The organism is Fictibacillus phosphorivorans (assembly GCF_001629705.1).
In the GTDB taxonomy this organism is placed as follows: Bacteria; Bacillota; Bacilli; order Bacillales; family Fictibacillaceae; genus Fictibacillus; species Fictibacillus phosphorivorans_A.
Genome location: NZ_CP015378.1, coordinates 573799 through 586537, shown reverse-complemented (window position 1 = coordinate 586537; position 12739 = coordinate 573799). Strand labels below are relative to the sequence as shown.

General features: G+C 39.8%; 12 protein-coding genes. 2 read left to right on the top strand and 10 right to left on the bottom strand.

What is annotated here, in order from left to right; all coding sequences use genetic code 11:
* Window positions 1–94: 94 nt before the first annotated feature.
* The 4 genes from yhbH to ABE65_RS03085 all read right to left on the bottom strand — a co-directional run bounded on the left by yhbH (window position 95) and on the right by ABE65_RS03085 (window position 4333).
* Window positions 95–1261 carry a sporulation protein YhbH gene (yhbH, locus tag ABE65_RS03095; protein ID WP_066391233.1) on the bottom strand — a complete coding sequence of 389 codons (1167 nt, stop codon included), beginning with the start codon at window positions 1259–1261 and terminating at the stop codon, window positions 95–97.
* A 201-nt stretch (window positions 1262–1462) separates the two neighbouring features.
* Window positions 1463–1639 (bottom strand): hypothetical protein, encoded by a 177-nt coding sequence (locus tag ABE65_RS22010; RefSeq protein WP_194270728.1) that lies wholly within the window; start codon window positions 1637–1639, stop codon window positions 1463–1465.
* Between the two features lie 32 nt (window positions 1640–1671).
* The gene (gene lepB / locus ABE65_RS03090; RefSeq protein WP_153236543.1) at window positions 1672–2247 is read right to left on the bottom strand and encodes a signal peptidase I; all 576 of its coding nucleotides are present in this window, start codon (window positions 2245–2247) and stop codon (window positions 1672–1674) included.
* A gap of 190 nt (window positions 2248–2437) precedes the next feature.
* Window positions 2438–4333: a PrkA family serine protein kinase gene (locus ABE65_RS03085; RefSeq protein WP_066391232.1), complete on the bottom strand. Its 1896-nt coding sequence runs from the start codon at window positions 4331–4333 to the stop codon at window positions 2438–2440.
* A 170-nt stretch (window positions 4334–4503) separates the two neighbouring features.
* On the opposite strand from ABE65_RS03085, the gene ABE65_RS03080 reads away from it, so the two are divergent.
* The gene (locus ABE65_RS03080; protein ID WP_066391227.1) at window positions 4504–6342 is read left to right on the top strand and encodes a transglycosylase domain-containing protein; all 1839 of its coding nucleotides are present in this window, start codon (window positions 4504–4506) and stop codon (window positions 6340–6342) included.
* Window positions 6343–6505: 163 nt separating this feature from the next.
* On the opposite strand, the gene ABE65_RS03075 is transcribed toward ABE65_RS03080, so the two are convergent.
* From ABE65_RS03075 to queG, 5 genes are all read right to left on the bottom strand, one after another.
* Complete coding sequence (locus ABE65_RS03075; RefSeq protein ID WP_082861257.1) at window positions 6506–7075, bottom strand: DUF5366 family protein; 570 nt, start codon at window positions 7073–7075, stop codon at window positions 6506–6508.
* 268 nt (window positions 7076–7343) lie between these two features.
* On the bottom strand, window positions 7344–7817 hold the full coding sequence (trmL, locus tag ABE65_RS03070) for a tRNA (uridine(34)/cytosine(34)/5-carboxymethylaminomethyluridine(34)-2'-O)-methyltransferase TrmL (protein ID WP_066391226.1): 474 nt from the start codon (window positions 7815–7817) through the stop codon (window positions 7344–7346).
* Between the two features lie 85 nt (window positions 7818–7902).
* Window positions 7903–8784 (bottom strand): amidase domain-containing protein, encoded by an 882-nt coding sequence (locus ABE65_RS03065; RefSeq protein ID WP_153236540.1) that lies wholly within the window; start codon window positions 8782–8784, stop codon window positions 7903–7905.
* A gap of 68 nt (window positions 8785–8852) precedes the next feature.
* On the bottom strand, window positions 8853–9389 hold the full coding sequence (locus ABE65_RS03060) for a methylated-DNA--[protein]-cysteine S-methyltransferase (RefSeq protein ID WP_066391224.1): 537 nt from the start codon (window positions 9387–9389) through the stop codon (window positions 8853–8855).
* A 59-nt stretch (window positions 9390–9448) separates the two neighbouring features.
* Complete coding sequence (queG, locus tag ABE65_RS03055; RefSeq protein WP_066391223.1) at window positions 9449–10594, bottom strand: tRNA epoxyqueuosine(34) reductase QueG; 1146 nt, start codon at window positions 10592–10594, stop codon at window positions 9449–9451.
* Between the two features lie 73 nt (window positions 10595–10667).
* Between queG and ABE65_RS03050 the strand changes: the two genes are divergently transcribed.
* Complete coding sequence (locus tag ABE65_RS03050) at window positions 10668–11324, top strand: B3/B4 domain-containing protein (protein ID WP_066391222.1); 657 nt, start codon at window positions 10668–10670, stop codon at window positions 11322–11324.
* 314 nt (window positions 11325–11638) lie between these two features.
* Here the strand turns inward: ABE65_RS03050 and ABE65_RS03045 are convergent, their stop codons facing one another.
* Window positions 11639–12316, bottom strand: coding sequence for an OmpH/Skp family outer membrane protein (locus ABE65_RS03045; RefSeq protein WP_066391221.1), 678 nt, complete (start codon window positions 12314–12316; stop codon window positions 11639–11641).
* Window positions 12317–12739: the final 423 nt, after the last annotated feature.

Here is a 12739-nt window from a genome sequence, read left to right as displayed (position 1 = left end):
ACGTACGAATGTGGCTCACCGCCTGCCCCGCGGAAAGCGAGCATCTGAAACGGAAATCAACTACTTTCATATACATCAATGAGTTTGACTTACATTAAATGTTCACTTCATTCTTCTTAAAAAAGCTCTTCATGGCATGATACACATCCGCTTTTTCTTTTAGAATATAATGACTAAACTTCGGATTATCCATATTCTTATACACACTCATCAAAGTCGAATGACGATTATAGGCATTCACTTCACCGTAACCAAACATATTAGAGTGCTCCATAATTTGTTGAACGAGCTTCACACATCTTGCATTATCACTTGTAAGGTTATCTCCATCTGAGAAATGAAAAGGATAAATATTAAAACGGCTCGACGAATATTTTGTCTCGATCAACTCAAGTGCTTTACGATAAGCAGATGAACAGATCGTTCCGCCGCTTTCACCTTTGTTAAAAAAGTCTTCTTCTGAAACAACTTTCGCCTCTGTATGGTGTGCGATAAATTCAATCTCAACTTTTTCATACTTTGATCTTAAAAAGCGTGTCATCCAGAAAAAGAAACTTCTCGCCATATACTTTTCCCAGATACCCATCGAACCAGAAGTATCCATCATGGCCAAGACGACTGCCTTCGATTCAGGTTTGATGACTTCATTCCAAGTTTTAAAACGCAGATCATCATTGTGGATCGGAGCAACACTTGGCTTTCCGATCAAAGCATTACGTTTGAACGCTGTAAGAATCGTTCTCTTTTTATCCACGTTCCCCATGAGCCCTTTTTTACGAACATCATTAAATTCAATCTTTTCGAGTACGATCTCGTCCTGTTCTTTCTGCTTAAGGTTAGGCAGTTCGAGTTCTTTGAACAGCATCTCTTCTAGTTCAATGATCGAAACTTCTGCTTCTGCATAATCGACACCTGGTTTGTCGCCTGCAGGTCCTTTTCCTTTTCCGGCCCCGCTCTGTCCGGCACGTCCATCTCTGGCTACTACATCCCCCACCTGACTATCTCCATCACCTTGGCCTACGTGCTTGTTTTTGTCGTAGTTGTATCGGATTTTGTATTCATCCATAGAACGGATTGGAATCTTAATCACATCACGCCCGTTGGATAAAATGATATTCTCTTCACTTATCAAATCCGGCAAGTTGTTTTTAATGGCTTCCTGCACTTTTTCCATATGCCTTTGATGATCTTGATATCCTTTTCGGTGGAGGGACCAGTTTTCCTGAGACACAACAAAATTGTTCTTTTCCGGCTCGCTCATCGTTTTCCCCCTCCAGAGCAGCAAGAGTCAATGCTGCTTGTTCTTGATCAACCCGGGGCATAACTTGCTTGTAACAATCCGCTATTATCAGAAAAAAAGGGTTGGTTACACTATCATATGCACGTACTTCTTAGAATTGCTAAACTTTCATGATAAAAAAGCCTTCTTTTCTAAAAAAGAAAAGAAGGCTTCGTTTTGTATTTATTTATCATATTCTTCTTTGTCGTGCTGCTCGGGATCAGGCGTTTTTCCGCTTTTATGAACTTCTTCGTTAGTGGAAACGTGTTCCATCACTTTTCCGTGTTCTTTCATTTCTTCAAAGTTAGATACCATTGAGCTGTTTTTTCGTTTAGGTTCATTATTATTTTGCTTTGTCATAGGAATTCACCTCTTACTGAATTTTTCCCCATTTATTCCTTTTTAAAACCGTTAAAAACTTTAAGCTCATCCATCGGCCAATAACGAATGTTAGCCTCGCCCACGATATCCGTCATCTCAACAAAACCGATATGGCGGCTGTCGATACTGTGCAGCCTGTTGTCACCAAGTACGAAGATTTTACCTTTTGGTACCGTATCATGTCCCGTGATCTCTTCTAATGTAAAGTTGCCAGTCAGGGTACGATTACCAGCAAAGCGTTTGAATTCTTTTAAGTAAGGTTCTTCCACTGGTTTGTTGTTGATATATAACTTGTCATCTCGGTATGCAATATGGTCTCCCGGAAGACCGATCACCCGCTTGATATAATCTTCTTTTGGGTTTGCCTTAAAAACGATCAGATCAAACCGTTCTGGCTGACTGATCTCATATCCGATCTTATTCACGATCAGACGATTGCCATTTTGAATGGTAGGCATCATAGACTCTCCGTAAACAACATATTGCTCAATCAGAAACTTTTTTATAATAATAGCTAGAATAAGTGCAACACCAATTGCTTTTATCCAATCCATTAATCCGTTTCGTTCTTTTTTAGTCGAGCTCACTGGGCTCACTTCCTTTAGTTAGCTTATTAGTATCAATTTACCATTTTTAAGTAAGTAAACACAAGTTCAATTATTTTCAACATAAATATGATTGTGAATTCCACTCTGCAATTTGTTTAGTTTTCCCTAAATTTCTGTAAAAAAACACACCCTGACAGTCTTAACTCGTGTACAGGGTGTGTTGCCATATTTATCGGTTCAGTAAACTACCTACATATCTTAGTAGTTCGTTGGCACTAGTCGTATTATATCCGTGTTCATCCACTAACCGTGCGATGACCTCATTTATCTTCTTCAGTTGGGACTCATCTGGAGTCTTAGATGATGTCGTAATCTTTACAACATCTTTAAGATCTGCGAATAATTTCTTTTGAATCGCTTCTCTTAATCTCTCATGAGAATTATAGTCAAATTTCTTTCCTTTTCTGGCATAAGCAGATATTCTGATCAGGATTTCTTCACGGAATGCTTTTTTTGCATTCTCAGAGATTCCGATCTGTTCTTCAATCGATCTCATCAACTTCTCATCAGGACTCATCTCTTCACCAGTAAGCGGATCACGTAATTTATTTTTATTGCAGTACGCCTCAACATTATCGAGATAATTGTCCATGAGCGTTTTTGCAGACTCTTCGTACGAGTAAACGAACGCTTTCTGAACTTCTTTTTTCGCAATATCATCGTACTCTTTACGAGCTGCCGAGATAAAGTTAATAAACCTTTCTTTATCTTCCTTCGATATGGATGCATGATGATCAAGCCCGTCTTTTAATGAACGCAGAACATCTAATGCGTTAATAGAAGGTGTTTCTTTGCGGATGATCGCTGATGATATTCGGTTGATCACGTAACGCGGATCGATACCAGACATTCCTTCATCAGCAAACTCTTTCTTTAGTTCCTCAAGATCGACATGATTGAATCCTTCTACGATCTCACCGTCATATAATCTCATCTTCTTCAAAAGATCCATGCCTTGTTTCTTAGAATCCTTCAATCGTGTCAGCACGGAGAATGTTGCTGCCACTCTTAATGCGTGAGGCGCAATATGGACATGAGACATATCACTCTCTGAGATCATCTTGGCATAAATTTTTTCCTCTTCTGATACTTTTAAGTTATACGGAACGCCCATCACGATAATCCTTGAGTGCAGAGCTTCGTTTTTCTTATTCGCGATAAAAGAGCGATACTCCGATTCATTCGTATGCGCCACAATTAATTCGTCCGCTGAGATCAATGCAAATCTTCCTGCTTTAAAATTTCCTTCTTGAGTAAGAGAAAGGAGATGCCACAAGAATTTCTCATCACACTTCAGCATTTCCTGAAACTCCATCATTCCTCGGTTCGCCTTGTTTAGTTCTCCATCAAAGCGATAGGCACGCGGATCAGATTCTGATCCGTACTCTGCGATCGTGGAGAAGTCGATGCTTCCCGTTAAGTCAGCGATATCTTGTGATTTAGGGTCAGATGGACTGAACGTACCGATCCCTGTTCGCTTATCTTCTGAGAAGAAAACACGTTCTACCATCACATCTTCAATGCGATTGTCATATTCGTGTTCAAGTCTCATCGTATTGAGAGGAGATAAACTTCCCTCTACTCGAATGCCATAATCATTAAAAAACTCTTTTCTTAAGTGCTGTGGAATGAGATGTAACGGATCTTCGTGCATCGGACAGCCTTTGATCGCGTAGACCGCCCCTGCAGGAGTTTTTGTGTATTGCTCTAAGCCTCTTTTGAGCATTGTAACTAAAGTGGATTTACCACCGGATACTGGTCCCATCAACAATAAAATACGTTTACGAACATCAAGGCGTTTAGCGGCAGGATGAAAATACTCTTCAACAAGTCGTTCGATTGATTCTTCTAATCCAAAAATCTGATCGCTGAAAAAATGATACACCTTTTGACCATTTTTTTCTGAAATGCCAGCATCTTTGATCATGTTGTATACTCTTGAATGCGCAGACTGGGCAACAAATGGCCGATCTCGTAAAATATCAAGGTATTCAGCGAAGGTACCTTCCCAGGCTAAACGCTGTTCTTCTTCACGATGCAGTTGGATTCTCGATAAAATATCCATGAGTACCTCCTTGATTGTATTGGCTCCATCAAGTGTTAATCTACTCTATGCGGGGATGTCCGTAATCATTCTGTTTGAATAGCGATTTTTATTTAAAAAAGTTGGAATTCCCATTCGCACAATCATGGTAAAATATGTTTATCCTTATGTTTTGAAACGGAGAAAGCGTTATGAATCAAAAGCTTGGCCTTCTAACAGTGCTCTTACTGCTCGGTATCGTGTTCTTTTCATTTATAGGTTTAAGAACAGAACACGAAAACTATATTCCTTTTCAAAAAGCAATTTCTTCTCTTGCTCAAGTGGAGAATATGAAACTTGATGAAAACAGTCGCCTCCTTGATCGAAACGGTGATCTTCTTTTTGAGTTTAAGAGTGATGAGAGTCGAATTTATCTGAATTCCAACAAAATCCCTGAACCTGTGCGTCAAGCTTTTATTGCTACCGAAGATCAAGGATTCAACCAGCATCATGGGATTGACGGAAAAGCGATTGCCCGGGCTTTTATTACGAATTCATCAGCAGGATCTGTTGAACAAGGTGGCAGTACGATCACACAGCAGCTGTCACGAAATCTATTTTTAACACACGAACGTACATATGACCGAAAACTAAAAGAGTTACTAATCTCATACAAAATTGAACAACAGTTATCAAAAGAAAAAATCTTAGAGCTATACATCAACTCGATCTATTTTCAAAATGGTGTGTATGGAATAGAAAAAGCTAGCCGATATTACTTCAGCAAACCGGTCGGTGAGCTTTCGTTAGCTGAAACAGCAGTGCTCGCAGCCATACCAAACAACCCAAGACTTTATAATCCTCTTACAAACTTTGAGAACACGATAAAACGGCAAAAGTGGATTTTATTGAAGATGAAAGAGCAAGGATACATCAACGAAACTACTTATGAAGCATCACTTAGTCAACACATTAATTTAAAGGTTTCACCGCCTGTCGTTCCCTTCCCTGAAATCGTGGGTTATGTAAAAGAAGAACTTTTGAGTTTACTAGCTACCTCTCCTAGCCATAAGAATCTGACAACAGAAGAATTAGTGATAGAGAGAGATTTACTCTTAAAGAGCGGTGTTGTCGTTGAAACTGCATTAGATCCTCGGCTGCAAAAAGAAGCAGTGCGTGCTTTGAATAAAAGGTTGCCCTATAACGGCATAGAAGGATCTGCCGTTGTTGTCGATCATGTTTCAAAACAGATTGTCGCTATGGTTGGAGGAAAGCATGTTGGTTTAGAAGAATTCAACCGTGCTACTCAAGCAAAAAGACAACCGGGTTCTACAATAAAGCCCCTTCTCGTCTATGCCCCTTATGTGGATGTGTACGGTGCAAATTCACACTCGCTCATTTCTGCAGCACGTATGTGTGAAGGTAACTATTGCCCTAACAATTATGGAGGAGCTTCTTACGGTACAGTCTCCCTAAAAAAAGCGATGGCGAGTTCCATCAACACTGCAGCTGTCAGAGCACTAAGTAAAACAGGAGTGAACAAGGCGTTCTCTTATTTGGAGCCATTTGGATTTTCATCTTTAACGAGCGATGATCATCAGCTTGCAAGTGCGCTCGGCGGATTTTCAAAAGGCTTCTCGCCTCTTGAGTTAACAAGTGCGTATACTGCATTTAGTTCTAATGGGACATTTGTAAAACCTAGGTTGATCACTTCAGTAAAAGATAAGAACGGAAAGCTGTTATATGCTTGGAAAGAGAAACATGTTTCAGTATGGAGTGGGAAAACCAATAGTGTGATGCGGGAGATGCTAGAAGCCGTAACAATTTCAGGAACAGCAAGAGATGCTCGTTTTGCGGGTTCCTCGTATATTGGCGGAAAGACAGGAACAACAAACGATGTGCGGGATCTTTGGTTTATCGGACTGACTGATCGTTATACGGCAGGCGTTTGGGTCGGACGTGATACACCGAGCAGTCTTCATTCTATTGAAAGTTCGTCACCCGAAGTGATGATTTGGCGGGATATTATGATAAAGGCACACCAAAATTAAGAAAAACCCTGTCATTACAATAGTGTCAGGGTTTTTAGCTGTACAATAGGTACTGTGGAGCTGAAAACAAAAATACAATTCATGATAATACGGCGAGTTTTAAACATATATCGGCGAGATTACAAAATTCGACAACTCTTACTCCTTTAACCTACCTAACTTCCTAGGTAATAGCAGCCACAAACGCATTATACAAACGCATCACCGTATAGACAACAAGGAGCCCAAAGCCTGTCCAAAAGAATAAGTGCAGGAATACCATGCCCATGATACCAATGGTTGATAATCTCGCACTGATCCGCAATAAAAATTGAAAAAAGTACAAAAGAGAGGCAACAAGGAACACAATACCTATCAGCAAAACGGAATGGTTCAGCACGATCGCTAGCATACCGCCAACAAAAAAGTACCAGCTCCCGCCTTTTCCTTGCTGAAGCAGATTACCCTCTGTATCTTTTGAAAAAAAGAACAGACTGAGGTGCGTCAGCGTATCAGACAGCAGCTTAAGAGCTGCAAACATCATAAAGAACAGCAGAAACAAACAAAAACCGATTGATAAGTGAATCACATGATCGTCAAATAATTCTTGCATCCCCTGATACACACCAAAGTATGTAAGCTTATCAATCAAGAGTCTTTCAAAATAAATGGAAAACCCCGAACTGAACAGAATAATAGAAAACAAGGGAAGATACCCTGTCATATATACGTTTTTCTTCATCGATGCTTGCACGAATCCCCTCAAATTGTTAAATTTCAGCAGAAATACATTCCCATGAAAACCGTTTTCATTTATAATGAGAAAAGATACTGGAAAGAATAATATTACTTTCAAAGGAGGAGTTCAAATGGATTTTATCCTCATCCTACTCGTGATGCTCGCCTTCCTGACTGCCATCTTTACAGCAGGCTATAACGATCGTCCTGGAAAAAACTAATCCATATACATATGGAAGTAAAAACGTCCTTTTAATCAGGACGTTTTTTTATTTTTGCTTATTTTATTTCAACTCTCCGAAACTCTGTTGACGCAGTGCTTCATAGATCAAGATCGCTGCCGTATTCGATAGGTTCAATGAACGAATGTGTTCATTCATCGGGATACGCAGACATCTTTCCATGTTTGCATCGATCACTTCACGTGGAAGTCCCTTCGTTTCTTTTCCGAATACAAAGAAAACATCTTTCTCCGAATCAGAGTAATCAAAATTGGAGTACGTCTGTTCACCGAATTTGGTGATATAGTAAAACTCCCCGTCTGGGTATTCATTATAAAAAGCATCCAAGGAATCATGATGTGACAATTTTACATGCTCCCAATAATCAAGGCCAGCACGCTTTAAGTATTTGTCTTCTAAAGAAAATCCAAGTGGATGAATGAGATGCAGATGTGCACCTGTTCCTGCACAGGTTCGTGCGATGTTTCCTGTGTTCGCAGGTATTAACGGTTCGAATAAAACAACATGTATAGCCAAAAAGCTCACCTCAAAAACAATATTCCAACAAGTACTTATTATAGCACTTTTTTTGGAATATCACTCTCTGAAGGCAAGCTTATTCTTAAAGAATATGAAAAAATTTATATTGAATGCGCTTCGTGTACGCCGTTGAATCTTCATAGCCCCAATATCTCATTCTACTGTTTGTTGTATGAGCATTTACGAGTGGTTCTCCCGAAGGATCCTTTGCGACCACAATCGTTGTATGCTGATAATGGCCATCTCCATCAAAGTCATAACAGATCACGTCTCCCGGCAAAAGAAGATGCGCCGCTGATTTCTCTTGTGCTTGAAGCGTCGATTTAGAACCGGATAAATACCATCTCATCGCATTGGCTACTGACCAACTATAGCTCCAAGAATTATTTCGCATCCACCACCCCTTCGACTTAATCGATTGAGAAGTCATCGGAATGCCACCTGCATGTAGACTTTGAGAAATATAATTCGTGCAATCATTCTCAAAAGATTTATAGGCAGGATTAAACGTATTCCACCATCTTTCTGCATAGCGTACAGCAGCAAGCCGATCATACCCACCTTTTGTCGGCGTGATCGATTCGTTCTCCCGCTCGATCTTCGGAAGTTCTCTATAGTTTCCTTCCACATTGACAGGTTCATCGCTCTTCATATCACCATCTTGAAACGTAGCTCGTCGCTCTTGAGAGATTTCTTCCACATAGAAATCAAATCCGTGTTTGATCAAAAAGCTGTAATGGACTAGATAATCCACCTGAACCTTATCCTCAGATTCAGTCGTTCGTAAGACGCTTCCGTTCGTTTGATTGTTCACGATAAACGCATTTCTATCGGTATACATTTGTTTTTTTCGAATGAAGCTTTCTTGTTCTTCTCGTAGAAAGTAACCTCGTCCGTCTGCATCTGCATGTATCATCCATTGAGATTGGTTTTGGATATAAGCTTTAAGTGTTTCCATCCACATCAGACATCCCTCCTGCTTCTACTAACATATGAGTGGGATATCAAAAAAAAGAACCCTTTAAGGGCTCTCTAGGATGTCTTCTTGCAGCTATTCTGTTCGATCGATAACAATATTTCTTTTTTATCTAATCCTCCGCCATAGCCTACAAGTGCTCCATTACTTCCAATCACTCGGTGACATGGAATAAAAACAGGTACTGGATTTTGATTATTTGCGCTGCCTACAGCTCGAACGGCCTTAGGTGCACCAATGCCTTGAGCGACTTCCTTATACGAACAAGTTACGCCATAAGGAATACTCGTAAGCTGGTTCCATACCTTTTTTTGAAAAGCGGTACCAAATAAATCATAGTTTACACTAAATTCATGCAGGTTGCCTGCAAAATAAGCGTGTAGTTGTTGAACGGCATCGTCCAATCGTTCTGGAGAGTGTATAAGCTCTCCCTTAATAAAATGTTTCGCCATCCATGAACGTAAAGTTGGAAGGTTATCCTCCATTGAACCAAAATCGAGACGGCAGATTCCGTTCTCCGTTGCAATGATTGTTAACGGTCCGATTACGCTTTCCATTTCTTCGTAATAGAGTAACGTTTTAATCTGACACATAATTATCCCTTCTTTTCATTACTTGACCTTACTATATCGGACACAGCAAACATATGCGATTACGAAATTTCTTGATTTCGAACCATTTTCAGTCCCTTTTCAATCTCTAGCGTGACCAAATCGTCTTTTTCATTCTCTTTTGCAGATAATAGTTCTAATTCCGCATTTTCTCCGCCAATCTTACCAATTGCCCATGCCGCAGTCCCTCTTATTACGGGGCGTGGGTCATGATGGAGTAACATTAATAAATCAGGAATGGCTGTTTCATCTTTAAAATGAGCTAAAGCAATAATCGCATTTCGTTGAATAGGCTTCTTTCCTCTCCAACTGCCTGAAATGTATCCGAATTTTTCTTTAAACTCTCTATTGCTTATCGACAACAACGGTTTTAAAAGAGGCTTCACAATCTCGGGATCAGGCTCCATTTCCAGATGATGATGAAAATCTTTCCCCTTATTTTCAGGGCATACGGTCTGACACGTATCACACCCATATAAACGGTTACCGAGTTTATCTCTATACTGATCAGGCAGAAATCCTTTCGTTTGCGTTAAAAAGGCGATACACTTTGAAGAATCAAGCTGTCCTCCTTGTACAAGAGCGTTTGTCGGACATGCATCGACACATTTGTTGCACGAACCGCACTGATCTTCCATTGGTGTGTCTGCAGGAAATGCAATGTTTGTAATCATTTCGCCGAGATACATATAAGAACCAAACTCAGGTGACATGATCGCACAGTTCTTCGCACTCCATCCGATCCCTGCTCTCTCAGCGACAGCCCGATCCGATAGTTCACCAGTGTCTACCATTGATTTCACAGCGGCACCTGGAACTTTTTCTATAATAAAAGCTTCCAGTAATGAGAGCTTTTCTCTTAATATATGGTGGTAGTCTTTACCCCATGATGCTCTGCAAAAAATTCCTCTGCGCTCTCCACGAACACTTTTTGGAGCATCTTTCATCTTGGAGGGATATGCAAGAGCGATCGATATGATACTTGAAGCACCAGACAGAAGCCGCTCAGGCTCTGTACGCTTTTCTATATCACTTTCTTCGAATCCTGATTGATAGTTAAGGTCTTGTTGTAATCGGAGACGTTTTTTGAGCTCGGCAAATACATCAGCATGTGCAAAACCAATTTTGTCGATTCCGATTTCTTTACTATATGCAACAATCTCTTCCTTCAACTGGGCACTTGTCACGCATATCCCTCCTTTACATTTATTTTCTACAATTATGATAAACTACTATTACTTAAATAAGAAACGGGGTTACATGATGATCACAATTAATCCTAAACTAAATGAACTTGTCCCGAACTTTAAAATAGGCACAATTACATACCATGATATCGCGATTAGCGAATCACCGCAAATGATTAAAGGCAGGTTCCAGCTATTTACAGAATCCTTGCGACTTGAAGAAAAAAATGCTGCCGATTATCCTGGTGTTGCTGAATATCGAAAAGTGTTCAAGTCTCTTGGAATGGATCCTTCCAGATATCGTCCCGCTTCAGAAGCATTGTTGCGACGGGTGTTAAGCGGCAAGGACCTATCTGCGATCAATTCAGGCGTCGATGTAAACAACTTCTTCTCTATTCGATTTGCTATTCCGATCGGTCTTTATAATCTTGATGGGATTGAAGGTGATGTTGAGATTGATCTTGGTAGCGCTGAAGATACATATGAAGGATTAAACGGACGTGAAATGAATATGGAAGGCAAATTGCTGTCTAGAGACGAGGTTGGTGCCTTTGGCAGCCCAATCGTTGACTCTAAGCGCACGATGGTGGATGAGAGTGTTAAGAATGCACTGCATATCGTGTATCTGCAGCCCTCTATGGATAAGAGTGAGGCTCATGAGCTGTTGGAATCGATGGCCAAGATGTTCACTCAAGTGAATGGTGGGAGTGCTGAGATTCAGGTGATTTAGCTGCTAGCTTACGATGAGAGCTAAGTTTTTTTGGCGCTTTTAGATACAGTCCTTTCGTGTTGTAATTTGTCGACTCGCCGATATACGATGAAAACTCGCCGTATTAATGGAGAAACTCGCCGTATTATTCCTAAAACTCGCCGTATTCCTTGCTCGCATCATCAAAATACAAAAAAATGCAGGGCTTCATTGGATCAACGAAGCCCTGCATTAAAACCTACAACTAACTTGTTCTATATATAAGCAGCAAGTAGGACATTTATGACAAGTTCTTTTAAACTTCCTTTAAAAAATTCATCTGCCTAACTTCTTTATTACTCTACTAACGTATATTTCACAGACAATGTTGCTTCAATCTCGTCTCCTTCATCCAATTCAAACACATATTCAGGAAGGAACAGGTCATCTCCTCTGCCTAAGATGATATTGACTTTACTGCCCCCATTCACAAAGTAATTTCCAAATCCGTTCACCGGCTCTACTTTATACCTCCCTGGCGCTATATCTTTACCTGCTATAAAAACGCCTGCAACTAAAGTTCGTGGCTCTTTCTTTTTAACTAGAATGCCTTTATTTAAAGTATTAAGCTCACCTTGTTTATTGGTGATCTCACCGCTAAGTTTTTTTAATTCATCTTTCTTTCCTTTTACTTGTATGCCTAATTCATCCAGCTCTTTTTGAATCGTTGCTTTTTGGCTGATCAATTCTGAAGCTTCATCAACCTGTATTTGAAGTGCATCCAATTCTGCTTGTTTGTTACTTTTTTCTTCCTCCATTACTTCAACGTTTTCTTCTATAGTTTCTAACTCTTTTTGCCATTCTTTAATCTCACCATCAATTTCCCTTACTACAACTTTTTTATCTTTGAGAAGAACAGAAGCTTTGTTGTAACCTATTGCATGTGCTGAAAAAGCGATAACCGCTGCTAAAACAAGTCCTATTATGCTTAAATAAACCCACTTCTTCTTAACAACGGATAATTCCCATTTCATTAAATCTCCTCCTCATGATGAGATATGTATGGCTTTTGAACTATTTTATTTTCCTGATAAAACATTATGCTTTTTTTAACAAAATAAAAACCCCTTTAAAAAAGGGGTATCGAGCTCATCTATAAATATCGAAATAATACAAGGATAGAAAAGAGAAAAAGAATTACCATGACAAATAACAAGCGTACCGATTGGAAAAGCCTGATCAACAGACCATTAATCATATGCATATAGTGAAAAATATCAGCAGAAATGAAGAGGATCGAAACGAAGGAGACGGTCATTAAAATCAGACATACTGTAGCACGCCGGTCTCTATACATCAGAGAAATAACCTCCTTTACACCTACATATTCAGTGTACAAGAAGAAGATTCAAAAAAAGTTCCCAGCTTAAGTTGCCAGGAACTCTTTATTGTAACGA